The organism is Achromobacter sp. D10 (genome assembly GCF_035282245.1).
Taxonomy (GTDB): domain Bacteria; phylum Pseudomonadota; class Gammaproteobacteria; order Burkholderiales; family Burkholderiaceae_B; genus Achromobacter; species Achromobacter insolitus.
Genome location: NZ_JAYJLE010000003.1, coordinates 149,953 through 174,893, shown reverse-complemented (window position 1 = coordinate 174,893; position 24,941 = coordinate 149,953). Strand labels below are relative to the sequence as shown.

26 protein-coding genes are annotated in these 24,941 nt (G+C 65.1%); 7 read left to right on the top strand and 19 right to left on the bottom strand.

Translation table 11 applies throughout. The features are described from left to right. The 6 genes from paaN to paaA form a co-directional block, all read right to left on the bottom strand. Complete coding sequence (gene paaN / locus VCS63_RS11015) at positions 1–1,665, bottom strand: phenylacetic acid degradation protein PaaN (protein WP_323879723.1); 1,665 nt, start codon at positions 1,663–1,665, stop codon at positions 1–3. Positions 1,666–1,711: 46 nt separating this feature from the next. Beyond that, on the bottom strand, positions 1,712–2,800 hold the full coding sequence (gene paaE / locus VCS63_RS11010) for a 1,2-phenylacetyl-CoA epoxidase subunit PaaE (protein WP_042792565.1): 1,089 nt from the start codon (positions 2,798–2,800) through the stop codon (positions 1,712–1,714). Between the two features lie 13 nt (positions 2,801–2,813). Then, a complete protein-coding gene (gene paaD / locus VCS63_RS11005) occupies positions 2,814–3,320 on the bottom strand; it encodes a 1,2-phenylacetyl-CoA epoxidase subunit PaaD (protein WP_042792564.1) in 507 nt (168 codons plus the stop codon). Then, positions 3,317–4,081, bottom strand: a complete 765-nt coding sequence (paaC, locus tag VCS63_RS11000; RefSeq protein ID WP_323879719.1) for a 1,2-phenylacetyl-CoA epoxidase subunit PaaC — start codon at positions 4,079–4,081, stop codon at positions 3,317–3,319. The genes paaD and paaC overlap by 4 nt, the downstream gene beginning before the upstream one ends. Positions 4,082–4,096: 15 nt before the next feature. Continuing rightward, on the bottom strand, positions 4,097–4,381 hold the full coding sequence (paaB, locus tag VCS63_RS10995) for a 1,2-phenylacetyl-CoA epoxidase subunit PaaB (RefSeq protein ID WP_006388300.1): 285 nt from the start codon (positions 4,379–4,381) through the stop codon (positions 4,097–4,099). A 175-nt stretch (positions 4,382–4,556) separates the two neighbouring features. Then, positions 4,557–5,546, bottom strand: a complete 990-nt coding sequence (paaA, locus tag VCS63_RS10990) for a 1,2-phenylacetyl-CoA epoxidase subunit PaaA (protein ID WP_076817938.1) — start codon at positions 5,544–5,546, stop codon at positions 4,557–4,559. 174 nt (positions 5,547–5,720) lie between these two features. Between paaA and paaX the strand changes: the two genes are divergently transcribed. After that, entirely contained in the window at positions 5,721–6,650 is a 930-nt protein-coding gene (gene paaX, locus VCS63_RS10985; RefSeq protein ID WP_063641698.1) for a phenylacetic acid degradation operon negative regulatory protein PaaX, read from the top strand. A gap of 21 nt (positions 6,651–6,671) precedes the next feature. Here paaX and VCS63_RS10980 read toward each other — a convergent pair whose 3' ends face one another. Then, positions 6,672–7,304 carry an NAD(P)H-hydrate epimerase gene (locus tag VCS63_RS10980; RefSeq protein ID WP_063641699.1) on the bottom strand — a complete coding sequence of 211 codons (633 nt, stop codon included), beginning with the start codon at positions 7,302–7,304 and terminating at the stop codon, positions 6,672–6,674. Between the two features lie 182 nt (positions 7,305–7,486). Here VCS63_RS10980 and VCS63_RS10975 point away from each other — a divergent pair, with 182 nt between their 5' ends. The 3 genes from VCS63_RS10975 to VCS63_RS10965 all read left to right on the top strand — a co-directional run bounded on the left by VCS63_RS10975 (position 7,487) and on the right by VCS63_RS10965 (position 10,209). Continuing rightward, positions 7,487–8,848: an acyclic terpene utilization AtuA family protein gene (locus VCS63_RS10975; protein ID WP_149064973.1), complete on the top strand. Its 1,362-nt coding sequence runs from the start codon at positions 7,487–7,489 to the stop codon at positions 8,846–8,848. Positions 8,849–8,860: 12 nt separating this feature from the next. Further along, entirely contained in the window at positions 8,861–9,187 is a 327-nt protein-coding gene (locus tag VCS63_RS10970) for a DUF4387 domain-containing protein (RefSeq protein ID WP_323879715.1), read from the top strand. A gap of 71 nt (positions 9,188–9,258) precedes the next feature. Next, the gene (locus tag VCS63_RS10965) at positions 9,259–10,209 is read left to right on the top strand and encodes a tripartite tricarboxylate transporter substrate-binding protein (RefSeq protein WP_323879713.1); all 951 of its coding nucleotides are present in this window, start codon (positions 9,259–9,261) and stop codon (positions 10,207–10,209) included. Between the two features lie 3 nt (positions 10,210–10,212). Here VCS63_RS10965 and VCS63_RS10960 read toward each other — a convergent pair whose 3' ends face one another. Together VCS63_RS10960 and orn are read right to left on the bottom strand one after the other, a co-directional pair. After that, positions 10,213–11,187, bottom strand: coding sequence for a sigma-54 interaction domain-containing protein (locus VCS63_RS10960; protein WP_112966412.1), 975 nt, complete (start codon positions 11,185–11,187; stop codon positions 10,213–10,215). Positions 11,188–11,200: 13 nt separating this feature from the next. Beyond that, positions 11,201–11,746: an oligoribonuclease gene (gene orn / locus VCS63_RS10955; RefSeq protein ID WP_042792554.1), complete on the bottom strand. Its 546-nt coding sequence runs from the start codon at positions 11,744–11,746 to the stop codon at positions 11,201–11,203. Positions 11,747–12,113: 367 nt separating this feature from the next. On the opposite strand from orn, the gene VCS63_RS10950 reads away from it, so the two are divergent. Further along, complete coding sequence (locus VCS63_RS10950; protein WP_042792553.1) at positions 12,114–13,364, top strand: M48 family metallopeptidase; 1,251 nt, start codon at positions 12,114–12,116, stop codon at positions 13,362–13,364. Further along, positions 13,361–14,275, top strand: a complete 915-nt coding sequence (gene rsgA, locus VCS63_RS10945) for a ribosome small subunit-dependent GTPase A (RefSeq protein WP_112966413.1) — start codon at positions 13,361–13,363, stop codon at positions 14,273–14,275. The genes VCS63_RS10950 and rsgA overlap by 4 nt, the downstream gene beginning before the upstream one ends. 73 nt (positions 14,276–14,348) lie before the next feature. Here rsgA and VCS63_RS10940 read toward each other — a convergent pair whose 3' ends face one another. Together VCS63_RS10940 and rplS are read right to left on the bottom strand one after the other, a co-directional pair. Continuing rightward, the gene (locus tag VCS63_RS10940; RefSeq protein WP_323879711.1) at positions 14,349–15,080 is read right to left on the bottom strand and encodes a CoA pyrophosphatase; all 732 of its coding nucleotides are present in this window, start codon (positions 15,078–15,080) and stop codon (positions 14,349–14,351) included. A gap of 123 nt (positions 15,081–15,203) precedes the next feature. Continuing rightward, positions 15,204–15,584 (bottom strand): 50S ribosomal protein L19, encoded by a 381-nt coding sequence (rplS, locus tag VCS63_RS10935; protein ID WP_006218237.1) that lies wholly within the window; start codon positions 15,582–15,584, stop codon positions 15,204–15,206. Positions 15,585–15,881: 297 nt separating this feature from the next. Here rplS and VCS63_RS10930 point away from each other — a divergent pair, with 297 nt between their 5' ends. Next, positions 15,882–16,754: a DMT family transporter gene (locus tag VCS63_RS10930; protein WP_063641705.1), complete on the top strand. Its 873-nt coding sequence runs from the start codon at positions 15,882–15,884 to the stop codon at positions 16,752–16,754. A 91-nt stretch (positions 16,755–16,845) separates the two neighbouring features. Here the strand turns inward: VCS63_RS10930 and VCS63_RS10925 are convergent, their stop codons facing one another. The 8 genes from VCS63_RS10925 to cysT all read right to left on the bottom strand — a co-directional run bounded on the left by VCS63_RS10925 (position 16,846) and on the right by cysT (position 24,929). Further along, on the bottom strand, positions 16,846–17,316 hold the full coding sequence (locus tag VCS63_RS10925) for a hypothetical protein (protein WP_323879705.1): 471 nt from the start codon (positions 17,314–17,316) through the stop codon (positions 16,846–16,848). A gap of 72 nt (positions 17,317–17,388) precedes the next feature. After that, on the bottom strand, positions 17,389–18,813 hold the full coding sequence (locus VCS63_RS10920) for a PA0069 family radical SAM protein (RefSeq protein ID WP_323879702.1): 1,425 nt from the start codon (positions 18,811–18,813) through the stop codon (positions 17,389–17,391). 209 nt (positions 18,814–19,022) lie between these two features. Beyond that, positions 19,023–20,321, bottom strand: a complete 1,299-nt coding sequence (locus tag VCS63_RS10915) for a sulfate adenylyltransferase subunit 1 (protein ID WP_063641709.1) — start codon at positions 20,319–20,321, stop codon at positions 19,023–19,025. A 41-nt stretch (positions 20,322–20,362) separates the two neighbouring features. After that, a complete protein-coding gene (gene cysD / locus VCS63_RS10910) occupies positions 20,363–21,271 on the bottom strand; it encodes a sulfate adenylyltransferase subunit CysD (RefSeq protein WP_323879700.1) in 909 nt (302 codons plus the stop codon). A gap of 41 nt (positions 21,272–21,312) precedes the next feature. After that, positions 21,313–22,056: a phosphoadenylyl-sulfate reductase gene (locus VCS63_RS10905; protein ID WP_323879699.1), complete on the bottom strand. Its 744-nt coding sequence runs from the start codon at positions 22,054–22,056 to the stop codon at positions 21,313–21,315. Then, the gene (locus tag VCS63_RS10900) at positions 22,053–23,117 is read right to left on the bottom strand and encodes a sulfate ABC transporter ATP-binding protein (protein ID WP_323879697.1); all 1,065 of its coding nucleotides are present in this window, start codon (positions 23,115–23,117) and stop codon (positions 22,053–22,055) included. The genes VCS63_RS10905 and VCS63_RS10900 overlap by 4 nt, the downstream gene beginning before the upstream one ends. A 25-nt stretch (positions 23,118–23,142) precedes the next feature. Beyond that, entirely contained in the window at positions 23,143–24,042 is a 900-nt protein-coding gene (gene cysW / locus VCS63_RS10895; protein ID WP_063641715.1) for a sulfate ABC transporter permease subunit CysW, read from the bottom strand. Continuing rightward, positions 24,039–24,929: a sulfate ABC transporter permease subunit CysT gene (gene cysT, locus VCS63_RS10890; RefSeq protein WP_187639828.1), complete on the bottom strand. Its 891-nt coding sequence runs from the start codon at positions 24,927–24,929 to the stop codon at positions 24,039–24,041. Before cysT ends, cysW begins: the two co-directional genes overlap by 4 nt. Positions 24,930–24,941 lie beyond the last annotated feature (12 nt).

Genomic DNA, 24,941 nt, shown 5'->3' with positions numbered 1-24,941 from the left:
TCAAACATGGCGGCGGGTTTGCACCACGCGGAAGCGGTTGGACACGAAGGCCGAGTCGGACAGCGCGGCGTTGGCGGCCGGGTTGGCGCCGGTGCCGTGGAAATCGCTGAAGGCGGCGGTCTGGTTAACGAACACGCCCCCGGTCAGGTTGAGCGACAGGGACACCCCGGAGACTTCCGCCGCGTCCTGCACCTGGTCGGCGACGGCGTCGCTGGTGGTGTAGGCGGACAGCGACAGTGCGCCATGCTTGATGACGCTGTCGCGCGCCAACTGGATGCTGTGGGTGGTGGAATCGGTGGCCACCACGAAGGCGATCGGGCCGAACCATTCCTGGCTGATGGCGGCATTGCCGGCTTCCGTGCGCAACAGCAGCGGCGTGCGGACGCGGGCATTCTCGAACTGCGGATGCGTCAGCGCCTTGCTGTCGGCAACCACCGGCAGGCCCAGCGCGCGGGCCTTCTCGATGCGCTCGACAATGCCTTCATTCTGGATGGCGCCGGTCAGCTCGACGGCCTTGGCCGCATCGGCGCCCACCTTCTCGACGGCAGCGCCCAGGGCGGCGGCGACTTCGTCAAAGCTGACGCGGCCTTCCGGAGTCTGGATACCATCGCGCGGAACATAGATATTCTGCGGTGCGGTGCACATCTGGCCCGAATATAGGGCCAGGGAGAACGCCAGGTTGCGGGCCACGCCCTTCAGGTCGTCGGTGGAATCGATGATGACCTGGTTCACGCCGGCCTTCTCGGTGTAGACCAGCGCCTGGCGGGCATTGTTTTCCAGCCAGTCGCCGTTGGCGGTGCTGCCAGTGAAATCAACGATCTTGACGGCCGGGTCCAGCGCCAGCTTCTGCGCGGTGTCGTCGCCGGCTTCATGCGCGGCCAGCAGCACCACGTCCGGATCGAAACCCGCTTCCTGCAGGACTTCGCGCGCCACCTTCACGGTGATGGCCAAGGGCAGGATGGCGCCAGGGTGCGGTTTGACAATGACGGTGTTGCCGGTGGCCAGACTGGCGAACAAGCCTGGGTAGCCGTTCCAGGTCGGGAACGTGGAGCAGCCGATCACCAGCGCGACGCCACGCGGCACCACGGTGAACTGCTTTTCCATGCGGATCGGGTCGTTCTTGCCTTGCGGCTTTTCCCAGACGGCCAAGCCGGGGATGCGCGACATTTCCTGCCAGGCGTAGGTCACGGCTTCGAAGCCGCGGTCCTGCGCGTGCGGGCCGCCCGCCTGGAATGCCATCATGAAGCCCTGGCCGGTGGTGTGCTGTACCGCATAGGCGATCTCGAAGCTCAGCTTGTTCAGACGGGCCAGGATTTCCAGCGACACGCCCACCCAGGCGCGCGGACCGGCACGGCGCCAGTCTTCCAGCGCGCGCTTGGAGGCGGCAATCAGCTTATCGACCGGCACGTGCGGATAGCTAATGCCCAGGTCGAAGCCATAGGGCGATTTTTCGCCGCCCACGGTGCCGTCGGCATCATGCAGGTTCAGCGGAAAAGGCTTGCCCTTCAGGGCTTCAAAAGCGGCGCGGCCCTCGTCGTTGGCGGTCTCGCCGTAGTTGCGGGGGCTGGGCGATTCGGCAAAGGGGCTCCAGTAGCCGCGCAGGGAGGCTGCGGCCATGGCTTGCTCCAGCAGGGGCTGGTGGCGTTCGAAGAATTGTTGGGACACTGCGTCTCTCCAGATAAATATGGTTTTCTGCCTGGCGCGGGCCGGATCAGGTTTCCTGGTCGAAGTCGATGACCAGCCGGTCGCTGACCGGGAAGCTCTGGCAGCTCAGGATGAAGCCGCGCGCGACTTCGTAGTCTTCCAGGGCGAAGTTGGCGTCCATATCCACCTCGCCTTCGATGACCTTGCAGCGGCAGGTGGAGCACACCCCGCCCTTGCACGAATACGGCAGTTCGATCCCTTGCGCCAGCGCCGAATCCAGCACGCTGTCTTTATTCTTTTCAATCACGAACATACGGCTGTGGCCGTCTTGCACCACGGTCACCTCGCACTGCCCCTTGCCGGGCGCCTGGCGGGCTTCCTGACCGGTGCGCAACGCGCGCGGCCCCTTGGGCGCGCCGAAAAGCTCGAACTTGATGTTCGACTTCGGAATACCCCGGGCCTGCAACCGCTCGACCACGCTTTCGGTCATGGTCTGCGGACCACAGACAAAAGCGTAATCGATATCCTCGGGACTCATCCAGGCCGACATCAGTTGATCGACCTTGTCGCCGTCCAGGCGACCGTTGAAGAGTTCGATGTCCTGGGTCTCGCGGCTCATGATGTAGACCAGGGAGAAACGCTCCATGTAGAGGTTCTTCAGGTCCTCGATCTCTTCGCGGAACAACACCGCCGACGAAGCGCGATTGCCGAAGAACAGCGTGAACTTGCTGTTGGGCTCGGTGGACAGCGCGGTCTTGACCAGGGAGAACACCGGCGTGATGCCGCTGCCTACGGCAAACGCCACATAGTGGCGCTTGTTTTCAGGGGAAAAATCGACGGTGAAGTTGCCGGCCGGCGCCATGACTTCCAGGGTCTGGCCCGGTTGCAGCTCATGGTTGGCCCAGCTGGAAAAGACGCCTTCGTCCACCTTCTTGATGGCCACGCGCAACAGCTTGTCGTGGGGCGCGGAACAGATGGAGTAGGAACGGCGCTGTTCCTGGCCGTTCAATTGCGTGCGCAGCGTCAGGTACTGGCCGGGCAGGAAGGCGAATTCCTCCGCCAACGTCTCGGGCAGGTCGAAGGTCACGACGACGGCATCGCGCGTGTTGCGCGCCACCGAGGCCACCGTCAAGGAATGGAATTGGTTCTGGCTCATTGCGAAACCGCTCTCAGTGAGTCTTGAAATAATCGAAAGGCTCGCGGCAAGACACGCAGCGATACAGCGCCTTGCACGACGTGGACCCGAAGTTGCTGACCAGGCGCGTATCTTTCGAACCGCAGCGCGGGCAAGCGATGGCCGGGCCGGCCGCGCGCCGGCTGATGCCCGAGATGTCGACGGCGCGTTCGGCTGGCGCGGCAATGCCGTAGCCCTTGAGCGCCTCGCGCCCCTTCTCGCTCATCCAGTCCGTGGTCCAGGCCGGGGCGAGGCGGGTTTGCACACGAACTTCGGCGATACCGTGACGGGCCAGCGTCTGCTGGATGTCCTGCGTGATCTCGCGCATGGCCGGGCAGCCGGAATACGTGGGCGTGATGACCACGACACAGGCGTCGCCGTCCCAGGACACGTCACGCACCACGCCCAGATCCACCACGGACAGCACGGGGATCTCCGGATCGGGGACCTCTTGCAGCCAGGCGTACACCTGGTCGGCGGAAACGGGCGCCAGGGCGTTCACCAGGTGGCTCCCGGATAGGCGCGCGGCAGGAACTGCATTTCGGCGAGCACGTAGCCTAGTTCCTCGGTGTGCTTGCCCTGCCGGCCGCCGCGGTACGCCGCATGGTTGGCGGCGGACTCATCGGGCACGGTCAGGGTGGCTTCTTCCAGCACTTCGCATACATGCGCCAGCCAGGGTTCGCGCAAGGCCGACAGCTCGCATCCGATGCCGCGGGAGGCAACGTCCAGATCCACGGCATCGTCGGCGAACAGCTCGCCGGTGAAGCGCCAGGCGTCATCGATCGCCGCCTGCATCCTGGCGTGGCTTTCCGCCGTGCCGTCACCCAGACGCACCACCATGTCCGAGGAGCGGCGCACGTGATAAGTCACTTCCTTGATGGACTTGGCCGCGATGCCGGCAATGCGTTCGTCGCTCGACTTTTCCAGGCGTTGCAGCAGAAAGTAGTGCCAGACGTCGAACAGAAACTGGCGCGCCATGGTGTCGGCGTAGTTGCCATTGGGGCGTTCGACGAGCAGCACATTATGGAATTGATGCGCATCGCGCAGGTAGGCCAGCGCGTCTTCGTCGCGGCCGGCTCCTTCGACCTCGCCCGCCAGCGTCAGCCACATGCGGGCCTGGCCCAGCAGGTCCAACGCGGTATTGGTCAGCGCCAGGTCTTCTTCCAGGATCGGGCCGTGGCCAGTCCAGGCGCCTAGCCGCTGCGACAGGATGAGCGAGGAATCGCCCAAGCGCAGCAGGTATTCAAACAGAGTCTTGTCCATGTCTCCCCCGCCGTCTTACATGTGCTTGATTTCTTCGGGCATCGGGAAGAACGTGGGATGCCGGTAGACCTTGCTGTTGGCGGGTTCGAACAGCGGATCCTTGTCGCCAGGGCTGCTGGCCGAGATGTCAGACGCCCGCACCACCCAGATGCTCAGGCCTTCATTGCGGCGGGTATAGACGTCGCGGGCGTGGTTGATCGCCATTTCAGCGTCGGGCGCGTGCAGGCTGCCGACGTGTTTGTGCGCCAGGCCGTGCTGGCTGCGGATGAACACTTCCCACAGGGGCCAGTCTTTACTCATGATGGATGTCCTCGAATACCGGGCGCGCGCCGCGCGCCCTGATCTGCAATGTTTAGAAGTGTGAGTCTGGAAGCTCACCTACCGCAGCTTCAGCGCGGAGCCGGCTTTGCCGGTCCGCTGCGGCGCCCCCTTTGACGGGTAAGCGCGCAGCGCTTCGGGGGTGGGCTTTATCCTTTCACGCAGCCTTGCGCTCGGCCTGTTTGTCGGCGTAGGCGACCAAGGCGTCGCGCACCCAGGCGCCGTCTTCGTGCGCCTTGACACGCGCAGCCAGGCGTTCGCGGTTGCAGGGGCCGTTGCCCTTGAGCACGGCATAGAACTCGCTCCAGTCGATCTCGCCGAAGTCGTAATGACCGCGCTCGGCATTCCACTTCAGTTTGGGGTCCGGAATGGTCAGGCCCAGGAATTCGGCCTGGGGCACGGTCTGGTCCACCATCTTCTGGCGCAGTTCGTCGTTGGAGAAGAGCTTGATCTTCCAGGCCATGGACTGGGCGCTGTTGGGCGAATCGGCATCCGAGGGACCGAACATCATCAGCGCCGGCCACCACCAGCGGTTCAGGGAATCCTGCACCATGGCCTTCTGCTCCGGCGTGCCGTGCAGGCACATCTGCATCAGCAGGTCGTAGCCCTGGCGCTGATGGAAGGACTCTTCCTTACAGACGCGCACCATGGCCCGCGCATAGGGGCCGTAGGAACAGCGGCACAGCGGGATCTGGTTGATGATGGCGGAGCCATCGACCAGCCAGCCGATCATGCCGATGTCGGCCCAGCTGAGCGTGGGGTAGTTGAAGATACTGGAGTACTTGGCGCGGCCGGCATGCAGGTCGTCGATCAGGTCGTCGCGCGACACGCCCAGCGTTTCGGCGGCGCTGTACAGATAGAGGCCGTGACCGGCTTCGTCCTGGACCTTGGCCAGCAGGATGGCCTTGCGCTTGAGCGAAGGCGCGCGGGTGATCCAGTTGCCTTCGGGCAGCATGCCTACGATTTCGGAGTGCGCGTGCTGGGAAATCTGGCGCACGAGCGTCTTGCGGTAGGCATCCGGCATCCAGTCCTTGGCTTCGATGCGGACGCCGTCGTCGATCCGGCGCTGGAACGTCTGTTCCCGGCCTTCGAGCTGGTCCGCGGTCTTGACCTGCTTGACGCCGGTTTCGACGAGTTGAGCGTACATGTCTGTCTCCTTGAAGACGGTTTGCGAAAACGCAAAGCAAACGTTCCGCAGTGCCGTCATGTCATAGGCGGATTATTTAATACAAAAAATTCATTGTCAAACTCAAATCTGTATCACATTGGATTTATGTATCATATTGAGGATCCCGATATCGGCCGCCTGCGGCCCCCTCTAATGGCAAACCCTCAGTCGCCCCTGGACCGCTTTCTGTCACGCCTGATCAAGAACGATCCGCCACGCGCAAAATCGCTCTGCGTCAGCCTGCTCGGGGACGCACTCGCGCCGCACGGCGGTGCCATCTGGCTGGGCGATCTGATCGAACTGCTGGCCCCGCTGGGCATCAACGAACGCCTGCTGCGCACCAGCGTGTTCCGACTGGTCGCCCAGAACTGGCTGCAGTCTGAGCGGCACGGCCGGCGCAGCCTCTATCTGATTTCCGATCAGGGTCTGCGCCACACCGCGCACGCCTCCCAGCGCATCTACGTGGGTCCGCCCCAGGAATGGAATGGAGAATGGACGCTGGTCGCCCTGCCGCGCACCGGCAACGGGCTGGCCGAGCGCGCCGAGCTCCGCAAGGAACTGGTGTGGGAAGGATTTGGCATGATCGCGCCTGGCCTGTTCGCGCATCCACACACAGAGGCCAGCGCCGCCCACGACATCCTGGAAAAGTTGGGCATTCCAGACCGCGCGCTGGTGCTTTCGGCGCGCGACCTGGCCGGCGCGGGTGGCCTGCCCATCGCCAGCCTGGCCACGCAATGCTGGAACCTGGACGAACTGGCTGAACAGTATCGCCAGTTCGCCAAGAATTTCGGCCCCTTGGAAAAGCTGCTGGAGACCCCGCCCTCGCCCGCCGAGGCCTTCATCGTGCGAGTCATGCTGCTGCACAGCTGGCGCCGGATCGTGCTGCACGATCCGCAACTGCCCGGCCCCATGCTGCCCGACGACTGGCCCGGCCATGGCGCGCGGGAAATCTGCGGGCGCATCTACTGGCGGGTGTTCGACGCCTCGGAAGCGCACCTGGACGCCCTCGCCGGCCGCGACAACGAGCGCTACGCGCCGCTGGCGGCCGACATCGCCACACGCTTCGGCGGCAAGCCCGTCTAGGAAATCTGCCGGGCGCCGCGCTCAGGCGCCGTCCGCGTCCGGAATTACCACACCCAGCGAGTCCACCTCGGATACGCCGCAGGCGTCGCGTCCTGGTCCCGGCAGTTCCAGGCCTCTGGCCCGTCCGATGAAGGACAGCGTCCAATGCGCACGGATCGGCCGGCCCAGGGCCTGCCCGGTGTCGGCGTCTATGCCGCTGGGTACGTCCAGCGCCAGCACCGGCACATCCCAAGCGTTGACCCTGTCCACGAGCGCCTGCCAATCCGCGCCCAGCGGACGATTCAGTCCGATGCCGAACAGGCCGTCGATGACCAGCCCAGGCATAAAACCCGGTTCCAGCGTGGACCAGGTTTCGCCGCCCGCCGCCTGCCACCTGGCATGGGCATGGGCGGCGTCGGCGGGCAGGCCGCGCGCGCCCGATGGCAACAGCACGCGTACATCGTGGCCCATCGCGCGCAAGCCGGCCGCCGCTTCCAGCGCATCGCCACCGTTGTTGCCGGGCCCCGCCAGCGCCAGCACCGCCGTCCCCGGCCGGACCTGCGCCGCGGCATAGCGGGCGGCGGCGGCTCCTGCCAGAGGCATCAAGCGCCGGCCCTGCGCCAAAGCCTGGCGTTCGGCCTCGCGGATCCGGGCAACGGGATAGGAAGTCGACATGGTTGGGATTACGCGTGAAATTCACGCATTGCGTGAAAATTTACCAACAAATCGGCACGCGCCGAGCAGGACACGCAGCAAACACGCAGGGCGCGCGGCATCTGCAGGCTGGCATGCATTTTGCGTTGTAGTCGAGGCCGGTACGAGCGAGACCGGACGACTCAACCGAAGAGACTATACCAATGCGTTCCATGAGCATCATCTGCCCGAACGGGCATTTAGGATTCGCCCCCCTGCGCACCGAGAGCTTTCAGCTCGGCGTCGCCGCCGGGCCGGACTGCATCGCCGCCGACTCGGGCAGCGACGACGTGGGGCCCGTGCCGCTGGGCTCCGACACCTCAACCAGCCCGCAGGCGTGGCAGCGCCACGACCTGGAGCAGATGCTGCTGGCGGCGCGCAAGCTGGGCGTGCCCATGATCATCGGATCGGCGGGGGATACCGGTTCCAACAGCCGCGTCGACCTGTATGTGCGCCTGATCAAGGAAATCGCGGCGGAACACAAGCTGGCGCCGTTCAAGGTTGGTTATTTCTATTCAGAGGTCGACAAGGAGCGCGTGCGCCGCGCCCTGCGCGACGGCCAGCAGGTGGCGGGGCTGGACGGTTACGCCGATTTGACCGAGGCCGAGCTGGATGCCAGCGACCGCATCGTGGCGGTGGCCGGCGTGCATCCCTACATCAAGCTGCTGGAGGCCGGCGCGGACGTTATCATCGGCGGCCGCAGTTCGGACGCCGCCGTGTTCGCCGCCCCCGCGCTGCACCGGGGCTACCACGCGGACAAGGCCTACTACCTGGGCAAGGTGCTGGAATGCGCGTCCTTCTGCGCGGAACCCTATGGCGGCAAAGAGACCGTGATGGGCGAAATCTCGGCCGAAGACGTGCGCGTTACCGCCATGCACCCCGACCAGCGCTGCACCATCGCCTCGGTCGCGGGCCACGCGATGTATGAACGCTCCAATCCCTACGAAGAGTTCTTCGCGGGCGGCCGGCTGGACATGGCCGAATGCCGGTACGAGCAGCTCAGCGAAAAGACTACCCGCATCACGGGTTCGCGCTTCGAGCCTGCCACCCAGGTGCGCGTGAAGCTGGAAGGCTCCGGCAAGGTCGGCGAGCGCTACATGGGGCTTTGCGGCATACGCGACCCCTACACCATCGCCAACGTGGACCGCGTCATCGCCTGGGCGCGCGACAAGGTGCGCGAGCGCTTCGGCGATTCAGGCTATGAGCTTCACTACAAGGTCTATGGGCGCGACGGCGTCATGGGAGACCTGGAACCGCTGAGGGACCAACCCGGCCATGAGCTTTGCGTCATGGTCCAGGGTGTCGCTCCGACCGCCGAGATGGCCGAGGAACTGACGCTCACGGGCTTGCGCCAGATGTTCTATGCCCGCCTGCCCGACGTGAAGGGCACGGCCGGCTCCGTATCGTTTCCGCTGGACGAGGTGGTGCGCACCAGCGCGGCCTATCGCTGGACCCTGAACCATACGCTGCCGGTGCAAGACGCAGGCGAACTCTTTCCGACCCACCTCACCGAGGCTGGCGCCTGAGCCAGCAAGACCATGAGCACCCAGAAACTCAGCACCCTGGCCAAGACCATCCGCAGCAAGAATGCGGGCGTCAACAAGATTACCTTCGACATCATCTTCCGCGAGCCGGCGACCTACGAGGCGGTCAAAAGCTCCGGCGTGCTGACACGCGCCAGCATGGCGGCTCTCTACCGGATCGACGACAGCCGCATCTCGGACTTCGTGCATTACGATCCCGGCCTGGCCATCAAATTCACGATCTACCGGCTGGCTCCCAGCGGGTCCGCGGGCGATGGCGATATCTTCGGCGCCCAGCAGTACGCGCCTCTACTGGACGTCGCCATCCCCATGCCGGACTGAACGCTGCGGGCGCCATGTCCGGCGCCCGCTCCAACCTCCGCTCTCCTAGAGAATCGATCATGAAAGCGCTAATGCATACAACGTTGTTCCTGGCGGCATCCCTGCTGGCCGGCGCGGCAGCGGCCCAGACGGCAGTGCCCAAGCAGGTCAAGATCGTGGTGCCGTTCACCGCCGGCGCCAGCAACGACGCGATCGCCCGCGCGATCGCGCCACAGCTCGCTGCGCGTCTCGGCAACACGGTCATCGTGGAAAACCGTGGCGGCGCGGCCGGGGCGATCGGCTCCGAGTACGTCGCCCGCTCGGCCAAGGACGGCTCGGTGCTGCTCCTGACCTCGTCGACCTTCCTCACCACCGCCGCCACGCAGCCGCACTTGCCGTACGACCCGCTGAAGCAGTTCGCGCCGGTGGCGATGATAGGACAGGGTCCGTTGGTCATCGCGGCCTCGGCGCAGACCCCCTACACATCCTTGAAGCAATTGCTGGAAGCCGCCCGCGGCAAGCCGGGAGCCCTGAACTATGGCAGCGCGGGCGTGGGCTCACTGGCGCACCTGGCCACGGTCATGCTGGATGACGCCGCGGGCACGGGAATGACGCATGTGCCCTACAAGGGCGCGGCAAATGCCGCCTCGGACCTCGCTGGCGGCCTGATCCACGTCATGCTGTCCAACTACAGCACGCTGGCTCCGGTGGTGCAGAGCAAGAAGGTCACCTTGCTGGCCACCACGGCGCAAGCGCCCTCCCCGGCGTTCCCCGACCTGCCGCCGGCCGCGCAGGCGCTGCCGGGCTATTCGGTCCAGATCTGGGTGGGCGTATTCGCCCCCGCGGGCACGCCGCAGCCCTATATCGACAAGCTCAACGCCGCCCTCAACGAGATCGCGGCATCGCCGGAGATGAAAGCATTGCTGGATCTGGACGGAACGGTGCCCACCCGCATGGACAGCGCCGAGTTCGGCACGCGCGTGCGCGAAGAGCTGGCCCTGTGGCAGGGCATCGCGCGCAAGCACAACATCAGCGCGGAATAGGCTTCAGCCGTCCAGCCCCAGCTTGAGCATCTGGTGGCGCAGGGCATGCCGCGTCAAGCCCAGGGACTCGGCGGCACGGCCCAGGTTGCCCTCCTGGGCCTGGAGCGCCGCGCGAATCAGTCCGCGCTGAAACTGCGCGGACTGGTCGGCATAACTGCCCCCGCCCACGGTCGTAGCCGCGAGGGCGGGCTTGCCTGCTTCCCGCAGGATGCGCTGCGGCAAATGGCGGGCCAGGACCGTCTCGCCATCCTCCAGGATGCAGATCCGCTCCAGCAGATTGCTGAGCTCACGCACGTTGCCCGGCCAGGCGTAGGCTTTGAAGATGCGCCGGACCTCAGCGTCGATGGCGGTGAAGCGGCTGCCGTGGGTGGCGTTGTAACGTTCCAGGAAGCGCTGCGCCAGGACGATGACGTCGTCGCCTCGCTCGCGCAGCGGCGGCAGATTGATCGACACGACCTGCAGGCGGTAATAAAGGTCGTCCCGGAAACGTCCTGCCTGCACTTCCCCCAGCAGGATCTTGTTGGTGGCGGCGATGAAGCGGGCATCGACCGAGACTTCCTGCACGGAACCGATGCGCCGGAAGCGCCGACTGTCCAGCAAGGTCAGGATCTTGGCCTGCATGACGGGATCCAGTTCGCGGATCTCGTCCAGGAATACGGTGCCGCCGTTGGCGGCTTCCAGCAGCCCGGTCTTGCGCGCAACGGCACCCGTGAACGCGCCGCGTTCATGGCCGAACAGCTCGGACTCGAGCAGATTGCCAGGGATGGCTGCACAGTTGATCTCGGTGTAGCCCTTGGCCGCCCGCGCGGACTGCGCATGCAGGTTACGGGCCACCAGACCCTTGCCGGTGCCGGTTTCACCGTAAATGAGAACGATGCTGGCCTTGCTGCGCGCCACCCGGCCGACCAGATCGCGCAAAGCCGCCATCGACGGGTGATCCCCGATGAGCGGCTCGCAGGCGGATGAGGCGGCGGGCATGGGCGTGTACCGCCTACACCTTCAGGAAGTGCTCGCGGTAATACTTGAGTTCGTCGATCGATTCGTAAATGTCCGCCAGCGCTTCGTGGCGGCTCTTTTTCTCGAAGCCCTTGTAGACGGCAGGCGCCCAGCGGCGCGCCAGCTCCTTCAGGGTGCTCACGTCCAGATTGCGGTAATGGAAGAACTGCTCCAGGCGCGGCATGTAAGCAAACATGAAGCGGCGGTCCTGGCTGATCGTGTTGCCGCACAGGGGCGACTTGCCCGCGGGCACGTGCTGCGCCAGGAACGCCAACAGCGTATCCTCGGCCTGCGCCTCGGAAATCGTGGATGCTTTGACCTTGTCGATCAGACCGCTCTTGCCATGCGTGGATTTGTTCCAGCTGTCCATGGCGTCGAGCAGGCTATCGGGCTGATGCACCACCAGCACCGGGCCTTCCGCCACAACGGTCAGGTCGGGTTCGGTCACCACGACGGCGACTTCGATGATGCGTTCTTTTTCGGGATCCAGGCCGGTCATTTCCATGTCCAGCCAAACCAGGCGGTTTTCGTTCACAGCCATATAATTTGCCTATAAGGGATGCCCCCGCGCCGCGCCTTCGGCTTGCTGCCTCCCCAAGGGGGCGCTTTTTACCTAGGGGCGGCCCGGCGGTAAAGATTGCCCCCGCGCCGCGCCTTCGGCTTGCTGCCCCCAAGGGGGCGCTTTTTACCTAAGGGCGGCCCGGCGGTAAAGATTACCCCCACGCCGCGCCTTCGGCTTGCTGCCCCCAAGGGGGCGCTTTTTACCTAAGGGCGGCCCGGCGGTAAAGATTACCCCCACGCCGCGCCTTCGGCTTGCTGCCCCCAAGGGGGCGCTTTTTACCTAAGGGCGGCCCGGCGGTAAAACACACGATTTTCGCACATAACTACTTGACCAAGCCGCATCGCCCATGTTCACACTGCTGTTTGTTGCCTTCCTGCTGACCGATATTGCCGTGCGCCTGTGGCTGGCGTCGCGCCAGATTCGTCACGTCGCGCGCAACCGCGACCAGGTGCCGTCCGAATTCTCTCACCGTATCGGACTGGCAAGCCATCAGCGCGCGGCAGATTACACGGTGGCGCGGGTCAAGCTGGGCATGCTGGAACGCACCTACGACGCCATCCTGCTGGTCTGCCTGACCCTGATGGGGGGGCTGCAATTCATCGACCTGATGGTGGCCCAGCTTACCAGCAACGACTTCCTGCGGCAGATGCTGTTGCTGGTCGTCGTGGCGCTGCTGCTGGGAGTCCTGGGCCTGCCGTTCACGCTCTGGCGCCAGTTCAAGCTCGAGGCGCGTTTCGGCTTCAACCGCATGACGCCCGCGCTGTTCGCCGCCGACGCCGCCAAGGGTCTGCTGGTGGCCGCGGTGCTCGGCTTGCCGCTGGCGGCCGCCGTCCTCTGGCTGATGGGCAGCGCGGGCGCGTACTGGTGGGTGTGGGCCTGGGCGCTATGGACGGCGTTCAACCTGGCGCTCCTGATCATTTACCCGATGTTCATTGCACCACTCTTCAATAAGTTCACGCCGCTGTCCGATCCTGAACTGGCTGGACGCATCCAGCGCCTGGCGCAACGCTGCGGCTTTGCGCTCAATGGCCTTTTCGTGATGGACGGCTCGCGCCGGTCAGCCCACGGCAATGCCTACTTCACTGGATTCGGCCGTTCGCGCCGGATCGTGTTCTTCGACACTCTGCTGGCGCGGCTGAACGGCGACGAGATCGAGGCCGTGCTCGCGCACGAGCTGGGCCATTTCGCCAAGCGCCACATCATCAAGCGCATTGTGTTCAGTTTCGCCGCCGCGCTGGTATTCTTCGCCATCCTGGGCTGGATTTCCCAACAGCCGTGGTTTTACGTCGGCCTGGGCGTCATGCCACAGCTGGGCGGGCGTAACGACGCGATGGCGCTGCTGCTGTTCTTCCTGGTCATCCCCGTATTCACTTTCATGCTCACGCCCGTGGCCAGCTGGTACTCGCGCCGCGACGAATTCGAAGCGGACCGCTATGCGGCCGAACAGAGTTCGCCGGAACGCCTGGTGTCCGCGCTGGTCAAACTCTACGACGATAACGCCGCCACCTTGACTCCCGATCCCGTGCATTCAGCCTTCTACGACAGCCATCCGCCCGCCGCCGTGCGCATCCGCCACCTGACGGCGGCCGCTGCATGAACGCGACTACAGCCGGGCTCAATGAAGGCCGCATCATCGCCGCACACGGGCGCCATTACACCGTGGAACTTGCCGACGGCACGCTGCGCAAGTGTTTTCCGCGTGGCAAGAAGGCTGGCGCCGCCGTGGGCGACCGCGTGCGCATCACGCCCCAGGGCAAGGACGAAGGCGCCATCGACGCCATCCTCCCGCGGCGCAACCTGCTGTACCGCTCGGACGAGATGCGTTCCAAGCAGTTCGCGTCCAATGTCGACCAGTTGCTGATTGTTGTCGCCGTGCAACCCACTTTTTCGGACGACCTGACCGGGCGCGCCCTGGCGGGCGCCTGGAGCGCGGGCATCGCGCCCATCATCATCTTGAACAAGACGGACCTGGCTGACGAGTTGCCGGCGGCGCGCGCGCGGCTGGCACCCATTGCCGCCCTGGGCGTGGACGTCATTGAACTCAGCGCGCTGGAACCCGAGAAGGTGCATACGCTGCTTGCGCCCCGCCTGGCCGGGCACACCAGTTTGCTGCTGGGCCAAAGCGGCATGGGCAAGTCCACGCTCCTCAACGCCTTGGTGCCGGACGCCGCCGCCCCCACCCGCGAGCATTCCACCGCGCTGGACATGGGCAAGCACACCACCACCAGCACCCGGCTCTATCACCTTCCCGCTCCGGGTGGCGACCTGATCGATTCCCCGGGCTTTCAGGCCTTCGGCCTGCAGCACCTGAGCCGCGAAGACATCATCCGCGGCTTTCCGGAGTTCACCAAACCCATCGAGGAGTGCCGTTTCTATAACTGCACCCATCGGCAGGAACCCGGCTGCGGCGTGGTGGCGGCCTTGCAGGCCGGAGCTATCGACCCGGCGCGCTACGCCCTGTACCAACGCATCCTCGAAGAAAACCTGGCAGGCCAGCAGCGCTACTAGCGCCGAGGCGTCCCGCAATGCATGACGGCCCCATCCGGGGCCGTCATGCATAGGCTTCAGCGGTCGAATGACCTCAACGTGGCGTAAAGCCGTGGCGCAGCAGATGGTAAAGGTTGCGCAACATCCCGGCGGTGGCCCCCCAGATGAAATGCTTGCCGTAAGGCATGCCGTAATACTGGCGCACCCGGCCATCGTCCAGCCGGGCTTCATACAGCCGATGATTGGCGGGGTCCATCAGGAACGACAGCGGCACCTCGAACACTTCCGCCACTTCGAATGCGTCAGGCGCCAGATCGAAACCCGGGCGCACCAACGACACCACCGGAATGATGGAAAAACCCGTCGCGGTCAGGTAGGGCGGCATGCTGCCCAGAACCTCCACGTGATTGGCGGGCAAGCCGGTTTCTTCCTGCGCTTCTCGCAGCGCCGCGGCCTCCGGCGTGGAGTCGCTGGTTTCGATGCGTCCGCCGGGAAAGCTGATCTGGCCCGCATGATCGTGCAGGTGCGCCGCGCGCTGAGTCAGCATGATGTGCACGCCGTTATCACGTGTCACCAGCGGAATCAGCACCGCCGCGGGGACCGGCACGCCTTCGCGGCCCGGATAGCGCAGATCGGTATCGCGCGAGAGCTCCAGCCTCCAGGTGGATGGCTGGCTGAGCGTGCCCCGCAGCGAATCCGGGGTCAACAGACTGGCGGGCACGGCCGGCAAGGACTCGTTGGCCACGACCCAGGGTTGCGTCGCCGGATCGAAGCCGGGACGCGCCAGCGGCCGCCGGGGCCGCGGGGAAGACGAGGAATCAGACATACGGCTCTGCAAAAAGAAAAAGGCACCCTCGCAGGTGCCTTTTTAACCCGGAAACCCGTGCCGAACGAAAACGCGGGATGGCGTGAACGTCCGACACTGGTAGGGCCGTGTGCCGATAAGCGATCAAGCCGCCGAGGCTTGCTTGCTGACCAGCTTTTCCTTGATACGCGCCGACTTGCCCGAGCGGTTGCGCAGGTAGTACAGCTTGGCGCGGCGCACGTCGCCGCGGCGCTTGACTTCGATGCCGGCGATTTGCGGCGAGTACAGCTGGAACGTACGTTCCACGGCTTCACCCGACGAAATCTTGCGCACGGTGAACGCGGAGTTCAGGCCGCGGTTGCGCTTGGCGATCACGACGCCTTCGAAAGCCTGCACGCGCTTGCGGGTGCCTTCAACGACGTTCACGCTCACGATGACGGTGTCACCAGGAGCAAATTCAGGCTTGGCTTGACCGCCGGTCAGACGGGCAATTTCTTCCTGTTCCAGGATAGCGATAAGGTTCATGAGAACTCCTAGATCATCATGTCTTTGCGGACTAAAACTTTTGCCGTTCGATGTTGTTCACGCGGTTTCCGCGGAAAACAGCGCTATGCGCTGAGCCCGCATCCGTCGCGTGGCACGGGTGGCTGGCGGTAAGGCCAGCCCCTGTTGCATGTGCCGCAAGCAGAGGATGAGATTTGGCAAACCAATGATTCTACACCAAAAAACGCTCTGGGCGTGCGGTAACATGTCCCCCGTGCTGCCGGTTTGGAGTACCCTTCCGTCTTCTGTAACAAACACGTCATCTGACGCTGTTCCCTCATGTCGTACTCGTCCCTGATACTGGTCGTCCTGGCGGCAATGGCCCACGCCACGTGGAATCTGCTCGCCAAACGTGCGGCCATGGTGGGCGCTCCCTTTGTTTTCGCCTATGGCCTGTGCGCTTCGGTGCTGTATGCGCCGTGGGTCATCTGGGTGTTGCTGCATGACGGCATGACCTGGACCTGGCCCGTGGTCGGCGCCATCCTGACCTCCAGCCTGTTGCATCTGGGCTACAGCTTGTGCCTGCAAAAGGGCTACCAGGTGGCCGACCTGTCCGTGGTCTACCCGATTGCCCGCGGCACCGGCCCGCTGCTATCCACGACTGGCGCTTTCTTGCTGCTGGGCGAACCCGCCACCACCACCGGCATCATCGGCATGCTTTGCGTGGTGGCCGGCGTGCTGCTCATCGCCACCCAGGGCCGGCTGGCGATCTTCAAGCAGGCGCAGGCCTGGGTGGGAGTGCGCTGGGGCGTGGTGATCGGCCTGTTCATCGCCGCGTATACCGTCGTCGATGCCTACGGAGTCAAGGTGCTGCTGATCAGCCCGGTGCTGTTCGACTGGTTTACCTGCGTGACCCGCACGGCCATGATGACCCCGCATATGCTGCGTCGACGCCCCCAGGCCTGGGAGGCCATGCGTGGGCACTGGCATCTGGCGCTGGCGGTCGGGCTGTTGTCGCCGCTGGGGTACATCCTGGTGCTGTACGCCTTGCGCAACGGCGCGCCGCTGAGCCTGGTGGCGCCCGCCCGGGAAATGTCCATGATGCTGGGCACCCTGGCCGGCATGTTCCTGCTACGTGAAAAGGTCGGGCTTGGCCGTCTGGCGGGCTGCATGTCCATTCTTGCAGGGGTCATCCTGCTGGGCTCAAGCTGACCGGTCAGCTAAGGCCGGACAACGGGGCGCGACTGCTGCGCTCGAGTACGAGGTGCGAGCACGGGGTCCGGCACGGGATTCGAGCGCAGGCTCAAAATCCAGCGGCCGCGCCCAGCCACATCAGGCCGGGGATGATCGCTCCCCAGGCCAGCACCATCAAGACATCGATAACCATGGCCTTGACGCTGACCTGAGCCGTCACCGGTTCCACCGTGGCGTTGCCCAGGCTGCGGTCACGCGCGGCAGGCGCGGCAATCGGCCCGACCGCTGCCGGCGCCCCGGCGGCACCAACGGCAGCCTCGGGTACCGGCATGGGCAGGGGCATGGCGCGGCCGGACAAGGCTTGCGTGTCGGCCGGCGCGGGCGGAAAGGGCCACCTGGCCGGTGCCGAGCCTGGGCGGGCGCGACGGCCCGATCCGGCGTTGGCCGCAGCCGTGTTCCAGGGCATCGCCAGGCCAGCCACCTTGGCGCACCAGGCGCGGGCGCGATGTGTGCCGCGGCGCAGCGGGTTCAGCGTGACGACGAGCTCATCCGACAAGACGGAAATATCAGCGGTGTTCATGGGAACTCCTTGGAAAGACGGTCCAGCGCCAGGGCGAAGCGCCCGGCATGCATCCGCGGCAGCAGCCGGCGGTCAATCGAACAATGACAACTGGCCTGCGGCCATGGCTTGCAAGCGGCGCGCGGCGCGCCCTTGCGCGCCGCCAGCTGCGGGCGATACGGCAGGAAAAGGGACCCCTGAAGACGCTTGCACGCCAGCCGGGGATAGAAAATCGGCAGCCTTCGCCGCAACCGCGGCGGGGGGCAGGAAACGGTCGCAGTCCAGCGCCAGACGGTGGCGATTCAGACCCAGTTTGCGCGTGGCGATGGTGAAGCGCTGACGCAGCAGATCGGCCCAGACGCCGGTGCCTCGCATGCGTGACCCGAAATTTGGATCGTTGCGGCGGCCATTGCGCAGGTCTTCGATGCGATGCAGCACGCGCTGGGCCCGGTCCGGGAAATGGGCATTGAGCCAGTCCTCGAAAAGGGTCTTGACCTCCCAGGGCAGGCGCAAGACGGTGTAGCTGGCGTAATGCGCCCCAGCCGCCTTGGACTCCTGGAGGATGTGTTCCATGGATTCGTCGTTGATGAACGGGATGATGGGCGCCACCAGCACGCCCACCGGCACGCCGGCGTCCGTCAGGCTGCGCACGGCTTCCAGACGGCGCCACGGCGCGGCGGCGCGCGGTTCCAGCGTGCGGGCCATGCCGGCGTCCAACGTGGTGATGCTCATGTAGACGACCACCAGCTTCTGCTCGGCCAGCGCGGCCAGCAGGTCCAGGTCACGGGCGACCAGCGCGTTCTTGGTAACGATGGTGAGCGGATGGCGCGTTTCCAGCATTAGTTCCAGCAGGCCGCGGGTCAGGCGCCATTCGCGTTCGATGGGCTGATAGGCGTCCGTGGCGGAACCGATGTTGATGGGAGATGGCTTGTAACCAGGCCGGCTGAGTTCGGCGCGCAAGGCCTGAACCGCGTTGGCCTTTGCCACCAGGCGGGTTTCGAAGTCCAGCCCGGGCGAGAGCCCCAGGTAGGAATGGGTGGGCCGGGCGTAGCAATAGACGCAACCATGCTCGCAGCCACGGTACGGATTGACCGCGACGTCGAAGGGAATGTCGGGCGAATCGTTGCGCGACAGCATCTTGCGCGCTTCTTCGGCGGTGACCGTGGTCTTGGGGGCCACGGGCGAGACGCGGACGTCGGGCAGGACGGGAATGACCCGCGCACCGGAACCGCCGATGGCAGGTTCGGGAAAAATATTGGGGACTGAATCTGTATTGGGGACTGAATCTGCGCAAGCAGCGTGTGTGCAACCAGCGTCTGCGCAGTCGGGATCTACGTAGGCCGGATCCACATAATCGGCGGGCAGACCCGACGAAGACCAGCCGTCGTCGACCTGCACGCGGTCATCGCGCTGAAAGCGATGCCGAACATTAGTAACCGCACCCCGACCGCGCAAGGCGGCGGGGGCGGCAGCCGGGGACCCAGAACCGGCGGGAAAAGAATGATCGGTGCGTGCCATGAAAACTACTGTACAAAAACACAGTAGTTTTGACAAGCACCAAAAGCCTTTTCGTAAGACAGCCCCACTTTACCGCAAGACGCTGACGCCGTCCGGACAAATCGATTTCACCAGGCGAGATCGCCTGGAAAGCCGCGCCAACATTGGATTTAGCGGAAAAACAACAGACTCTGCCGCACCAAAAATCCGTTGTTTTCCGGCCTCTACCGCTAGCGCAACATGCCGGCGGCCGCCGTCTGGTGGGTAGCTTCGTCGATGAGGATGAATGCGCCCGTCGCGGGCACATCCGCATAGCGATCGACCGCCAGCGACTCGCGCGTGGTCAGCGTCACGCGTCCGATGTCGTTCATGCGCAGCGTGCCTTCGGTGTTCTCCACTTCCTGCAATTCGTGGATATCACGTTGCGACAGCACCGCGCGTATCTTCGCCGAGGTCAGGCGCGTGCCCGACTTCAGCAAATACTTGCGAGCCGGATTCAGGGCCTGCGCATCGAGCCAGCACAACTCTGCCTCGAACTCGCGCGTGACCTGCGCGGGCGCAGACACGTGCACGATCACGTCGCCGCGCGACACGTCCACGTCGCGGTCCAGCACCAAGGTAATCGAGTCGCCCGCCACCGCTTCATCCAGCGCTCGATCGAAGGCGCGCACTTCCCGCACCACAGCCGTCACGCCGGAGGGCTGCACGGCGATCTCGTCACCGGGACGCAGCACGCCGCTCGCCACACGGCCGGCGTAGCCGCGAAAATCGTCCTTGCGGTTGCCATCGTGGCGCGCCACCCACTGCACCGGAAAGCGCAACGGCAAGGCGCGGCCGTCACTGGCCAGGTCCAGCGATTCCAGCAAGGCCAGCAACGGCTGTCCCTCGTACCATGGCGTCTGGGGCGACAGCGTCACCACGTTGTCGCCGTTCAGCGCCGACAGCGGCAGCGCATCGAAATGCTCGATGCCCAATTTGCGCGCCAGGTCGCCGTACGCATCGCGGATGCGCTCGAACACCGCGCGATCCCAGTCCACCAGGTCCATCTTGTTGACGGCCACCACGATGTGGCGGATGCCCAGCAGGCGCGCAATGGTGCTGTGCCGCTTCGTTTGCGGCAGCAGCACGCCGTCGGCGGCGCGAGTGGCGTCGATCAGGATGACGGCCACGTCCGCCGTCGACGCTCCCGTCACCATGTTGCGCGTGTACTGCTCATGCCCCGGGGCATCGGCGATGATGAACTTGCGCGCCGGCGTGGAGAAATAGCGGTAGGCCACGTCGATGGTGATGCCCTGCTCCCGCTCTGCCTCCAAGCCATCGGTCAGCAGCGAGAAATCGATGCCGTCGCCGGCCACCCGCTTGTGCTTGGCGCGCGAGATCGCGTCCAGTTGGTCAGCGAACACGCCCTTGCTGTCGTACAGCAGGCGGCCGATCAGCGTCGACTTGCCGTCGTCCACCGAACCCGCCGTGATCAGGCGCAGCACGCCCGTGTCGGCGCCGGAAAGAAAAGAATCGTTTAGTGCATTCATGTGCGTCCCTCATCGCCGGCAAACGCCGGCACTTCCTGCGATCAGAAATAGCCTTCCTTCTTGCGGCGCTCCATCGAGGCCTCGGAAGTCTGGTCGTCCATGCGCGTGGCACCGCGCTCGGTAATGTCGGTCACCGCGGTCTCGGCGATGATGGCCCGGGTGTCGGCGGCATCGGACGCCACCGGGCAGGTGCAGGAAATGTCGCCCACCGTGCGGAAGCGCACCTGCAGGCGTTCGACCTGTTCGCCATCCTGTGGCGGCGTCAGCCGCGTGACCGGCACCAGCAGGCCCTTGCGGCGCACCACCTCGCGCTCGTGGCTGTAGTAAATGGACGGTAGTTCAAGTTGCTCGCGCTGGATGTACTGCCAGACGTCCAGCTCGGTCCAGTTCGAGATCGGAAAGACGCGCATGTTCTCGCCGCGATGCACGCGTGTGTTGAACAGGTTCCAGAGTTCCGGACGCTGCGCCTTCGGATCCCACTGGCCGAATTCATCGCGGAACGAGAAGATGCGTTCCTTGGCGCGAGCCTTTTCCTCGTCGCGGCGCGCTCCGCCTATGCAGGCGTCGAAGCCGAATTCCTCGATCGCCTCCAGCAGCGTCACGGCCTGGGCGGCATTGCGCGAATCGGTTTCGCGGCGCAACACCACGCTGCCGCGCGCAATCGAATCTTCGACACTGCGCACAATCAGGGTTTCGCCCAGTTCAGCCGCGCGCGCATCCCGGAAGGCGATCACTTCGTCGAAGTTGTGGCGGGTGTCGATATGCATCAGCGGGAACGGAAACCGTCCCGGCCGGAAGGCCTTTTCAGCCAGGCGCAACAGCACGACCGAGTCCTTGCCACCCGAGAACAGCAGCACGGGCTTCTCGCTTTCGGCGGCCACCTCGCGCAGGATGAATATTGCTTCCGATTCCAGCCAATCCAGGTGGCTGCGTTGGATCACAGCAGACATATGCACTTCCCCTAAGACAGATTTTGAATTCGTGGGCCGCATCAATCGGCACGCGCCGCAATGCTTATGACCCGGTTGCCCGCATGCAGGCCACATTCCTTGGAGTCCGACGACTCCCACCACCAGCGCCCTGCCCTGAGGTCTTCGCCCGGTCGGATGGCGCGGGTACAGGGCTCGCAGCCGATGGACGGATAGCCCTGGTCATGCAGCGGGTTGTATGGGATGCCGAGCGCGCGGATGACGGACCAGACGTCCTCTTCGCTCCAATCGGCCAGCGGATTGAACTTGTAGAGGCCGAAGGTCTTGTCGTCCTCTTCCAGCGGCAGTTCGCCGCGGGTCGTGGATTGCGCCCGCCGCTGGCCGGTGATCCAGGCGCCACGGCCGGCCAGCGCGCGCTTGAGCGGCTCGACCTTGCGGATCTGGCAACAGGCGCGGCGCAGCTCGACGCTTTCGTAGAAGGCGTAGGCGCCGTGGGCGGCAACGTGTTGCTCGACGGCGGTTGCGACTGGCCGGTAGACGGTGATCTCGCGGCCATAGTGCTCGCGCACGGCATCCAGCACGCCCAGCGTCTCGGCATGCAGACGGCCCGTGTCCAGGGTGAAAACTTCCAGGTCCAGGCCCGCGCTATAGATCGCTTGCGTCAGCAGCATGTCCTCGGCCGCCAGCGAAGACGCCAGCGCGGCGTCCGGATAACGCTGCTGCACATCGGCCAGGCGCGCGCCCAGCTCGCGCCAGCGCGCCGCCAGGCCCGCATCGAGGTCAAGGGTGAGATCGGTCGTGCTCATGATTGCGTCGCGAAAATGCGCGCCCGGCGGGGACGCGCCAACAGGATTTCGCCATCCCGCAGGCCCAGCTCCCGGTAACGGGACTCCGGGACTTCGGCTTCGATGATGGCGTCGGATTCCTCGCTGGCCAGCTCCAGGTAGGCGCTGGGACCCGCGAGATAGGCGTGCGCCAGGCGCACGGGAATACCGTCCGCGCCGGCGCGATAGCGCTCGACGTCGAACTCGTGCGGCCGCACATAGGCGGTGGCGCGCTGGGCTTCGGCCTGCGCCAGTTCCGGCGCGGGCAAGGACAGGCCCGACCCGTTCCAGACACCTCGCGTGGCAAAGCCCTGCAGCTCGTTCACGTCGCCCAGGAAACCATAGACGAACGGCGTGGCCGGTTCTTCCCAGACTTCGCGCGGCGTGCCCACCTGCTCGATGCGGCCCGAGTTCATCAGAACCACCCGGTCCGACACTTCCAGCGCTTCCTCCTGGTCATGCGTGACGAACACGCTGGCCACGTTCAGTTCGTCGTGCAGACGCCGCAACCAGCGACGCAGCTCCTTGCGCACCTTGGCGTCCAAGGCGCCGAAGGGCTCGTCCAGCAGCAGCACCCGCGGCTCCACGGCCAACGCGCGCGCCAGGGCGATGCGCTGGCGTTGGCCACCCGAGAGCTGAGCGGGATAGCGGTCCGCCAACCAGTCCAGCTGCACCAGTCCCAACAGGTCATGCACCTTGCGCTGGATAACGTCTTCCGAGGGACGTTGAGAACGGTGCTTGACGCGCAACCCAAAGGCCACGTTCTCGAAGACCGTCATGTGCTTGAACAGTGCATAGTGCTGGAACACGAAGCCGACCTGGCGCTGGCGCACATCCACCGCGGTCGCGTCCTCGCCCGCGAACAGCACGCTGCCGGCATCGGCCGATTCCAGCCCCGCGATGATGCGCAGCAGCGTCGTCTTGCCGCAGCCCGAAGGGCCCAGCAGCGCCACCAGCTCGCCCGTTTCGATATGCAGCGAAACGTCGTTCAGCGCTCGGAACTGGCCGAAGCGCTTGGATAGATTGCGGACTTCGATACTCATGCTTGTCTCCTTCCGGGCCGCCGCCTCAGGCTATGGCCGGCTTGATGGCGGCCGCCTGGCCGGGATACTCGACCGGCAGGTCGGCGGCTTGCTGAAAGCGCGCATTGCGCCATTCCACGACGTTCTTGGCCACCAGCGTCACCAGTGCCAGCAGGGCCAGCAACGACGCCACGGCAAACGCCGCGGAATACTGGTATTCGTTGTAGAGAATCTCGACGTGCAGCGTCATGGTGTTGGTCAGGCCCCGGATCTGCCCGGACACCACCGACACGGCGCCGAACTCGCCCATGGCGCGCGCGTTGCACAGGATGGCGCCGTAAAGCAGGCCCCATTTGATGTTCGGCAAGGTCACCCGCCAGAAGATCTGCCAGCCGCTCGCGCCCAGCGTCAGCGCCGCCTGTTCTTCCTCGCTGCCCTGTGCCTGCATCAGGGGAATCAGCTCGCGCGCGACGAACGGAAAAGTCACGAATAGCGACGCCAGCACGATGCCGGGCACGGCATAGACGATCTTGATGTCGTGCGCCTGCAACCATCCGCCGAACCACCCCTGGGTTCCAAACAGCAGCACGAATACCAGGCCCGCGACCACTGGCGATACCGAGAACGGCAGATCGATCAGCGTGATCAGGAACTGCTTGCCGCGGAACTGGAACTTGGTGATCGCCCAGGCCGCGGCCACGCCGAACACCAGGTTCAGCGGCAGCGCGATGGCCGCGACCAGCAGCGTCAACCGGATGGCTGCGAGCGCGTCCGGCTCGATGATGGCGTCCAGGTACAGCTGCCACCCTTTCTTGAAGGCCTCGGCAAATACGGCCGCCAGCGGCACCAGCAGGAACAGAGCGAGGAAACCCAGCGCGACGAATAGCAGCACGCCACGCACCCAGCGCGGCTCGGTCAGATGGGCGGGACGATCCGCGGCGCTCATGCGAGCCTCCCGAGATTGCGGCGGGCCTGCCAGCCCTGCAACAGGTTGATGACGAGCAACAGCACAAATGACAGCACCAGCATCACCGTGGCGATGGCAGCGGCGCCGGCGTAGTCGAATTCCTCGAGCTTGGCGATGATCAAGAGGGGCGTGATCTCGGACACCATGGGCATGTTGCCGGCGATGAACACGACCGAACCGTATTCACCCACCGCGCGCGCAAACGCGAGTGCGAAGCCGGTCATCAAGGCCGGCATGATGATGGGCAGCAGCACCCGCCGTATAGTCTGCCAACGGTTGGCGCCCAGGCTGGCCGCGGCCTCTTCGATCTCGCGCTCCACGTCTTCCAGCACGGGCTGCACGGTGCGCACCACGAACGGCACGCCGATGAAAATCAGGGCAATGACGATGCCCAGCGGCGTGAACGCCACCTTCCAGCCGAACCAGTCGGCCAACGGCCCGCCCAGCCATCCCTTCTGCGAATACAGCGAAGTCAGCGCGATACCCGCCACGGCGGTGGGCAGCGCGAACGGCAGGTCGACCAGCGCGTCCAGGATTTTCTTGCCCGGGAAGCGGTAACGCACCAGGACCCAGGCCACCACCGTGCCGAACACCAGGTTGACCAGCGCCGCGATAAACGAGGCCCCGAAGGTCAGCCGGTATGAGGCCAGCACCCGAGGCGCGGTCACCGCATCCCAGAAGCCCTGCCAGCCCAGCCCGGCGCTCTTGATCGGCAATGCCGCCAGCGGAATGAGCACAAGCACGCTCAGGTACAGCACCGCGTAACCCATCGAGATACCGAATCCGGGCAGCACACCCGGGCTGTTGCGCCGAAAGGCAAAAGGCGCTTGCGCGCCGCTTGCCATCGGGTTCGAGGCTATCGTCATGGCCGTCGTCCG

Bases quoted from the DNA above. Each gene is read 5' to 3' on its own strand.
- VCS63_RS10940 (WP_323879711.1), bottom strand. From the start codon at position 15,080: ATGTCTGATTCCTCGTCTTCCCCGCGGCCCCGGCGGCCGCTGGCGCGT.
- VCS63_RS10920 (WP_323879702.1), bottom strand. From the start codon at position 18,813: ATGGCACGCACCGATCATTCTTTTCCCGCCGGTTCTGGGTCCCCGGCT.
- VCS63_RS10905 (WP_323879699.1), bottom strand. From the start codon at position 22,056: ATGAGCACGACCGATCTCACCCTTGACCTCGATGCGGGCCTGGCGGCG.
- paaX (WP_063641698.1), top strand. From the start codon at position 5,721: ATGGCAAACCCTCAGTCGCCCCTGGACCGCTTTCTGTCACGCCTGATC.
- paaC (WP_323879719.1), bottom strand. From the start codon at position 4,081: ATGGACAAGACTCTGTTTGAATACCTGCTGCGCTTGGGCGATTCCTCG.
- VCS63_RS10930 (WP_063641705.1), top strand. From the start codon at position 15,882: ATGTCGTACTCGTCCCTGATACTGGTCGTCCTGGCGGCAATGGCCCAC.
- orn (WP_042792554.1), bottom strand. From the start codon at position 11,746: ATGGCTGTGAACGAAAACCGCCTGGTTTGGCTGGACATGGAAATGACC.
- paaB (WP_006388300.1), bottom strand. From the start codon at position 4,381: ATGAGTAAAGACTGGCCCCTGTGGGAAGTGTTCATCCGCAGCCAGCAC.
- cysT (WP_187639828.1), bottom strand. From the start codon at position 24,929: ATGACGATAGCCTCGAACCCGATGGCAAGCGGCGCGCAAGCGCCTTTT.
- VCS63_RS10980 (WP_063641699.1), bottom strand. From the start codon at position 7,304: ATGTCGACTTCCTATCCCGTTGCCCGGATCCGCGAGGCCGAACGCCAG.
- VCS63_RS10950 (WP_042792553.1), top strand. From the start codon at position 12,114: ATGTTCACACTGCTGTTTGTTGCCTTCCTGCTGACCGATATTGCCGTG.
- VCS63_RS10975 (WP_149064973.1), top strand. From the start codon at position 7,487: ATGCGTTCCATGAGCATCATCTGCCCGAACGGGCATTTAGGATTCGCC.
- paaA (WP_076817938.1), bottom strand. From the start codon at position 5,546: ATGTACGCTCAACTCGTCGAAACCGGCGTCAAGCAGGTCAAGACCGCG.
- cysW (WP_063641715.1), bottom strand. From the start codon at position 24,042: ATGAGCGCCGCGGATCGTCCCGCCCATCTGACCGAGCCGCGCTGGGTG.
- rplS (WP_006218237.1), bottom strand. From the start codon at position 15,584: ATGAACCTTATCGCTATCCTGGAACAGGAAGAAATTGCCCGTCTGACC.
- VCS63_RS10915 (WP_063641709.1), bottom strand. From the start codon at position 20,321: ATGAATGCACTAAACGATTCTTTTCTTTCCGGCGCCGACACGGGCGTG.
- rsgA (WP_112966413.1), top strand. From the start codon at position 13,361: ATGAACGCGACTACAGCCGGGCTCAATGAAGGCCGCATCATCGCCGCA.
- paaE (WP_042792565.1), bottom strand. From the start codon at position 2,800: ATGAGCCAGAACCAATTCCATTCCTTGACGGTGGCCTCGGTGGCGCGC.
- VCS63_RS10965 (WP_323879713.1), top strand. From the start codon at position 9,259: ATGCATACAACGTTGTTCCTGGCGGCATCCCTGCTGGCCGGCGCGGCA.
- VCS63_RS10900 (WP_323879697.1), bottom strand. From the start codon at position 23,117: ATGAGTATCGAAGTCCGCAATCTATCCAAGCGCTTCGGCCAGTTCCGA.
- VCS63_RS10925 (WP_323879705.1), bottom strand. From the start codon at position 17,316: ATGAACACCGCTGATATTTCCGTCTTGTCGGATGAGCTCGTCGTCACG.
- cysD (WP_323879700.1), bottom strand. From the start codon at position 21,271: ATGTCTGCTGTGATCCAACGCAGCCACCTGGATTGGCTGGAATCGGAA.
- VCS63_RS10970 (WP_323879715.1), top strand. From the start codon at position 8,861: ATGAGCACCCAGAAACTCAGCACCCTGGCCAAGACCATCCGCAGCAAG.
- VCS63_RS10960 (WP_112966412.1), bottom strand. From the start codon at position 11,187: ATGCCCGCCGCCTCATCCGCCTGCGAGCCGCTCATCGGGGATCACCCG.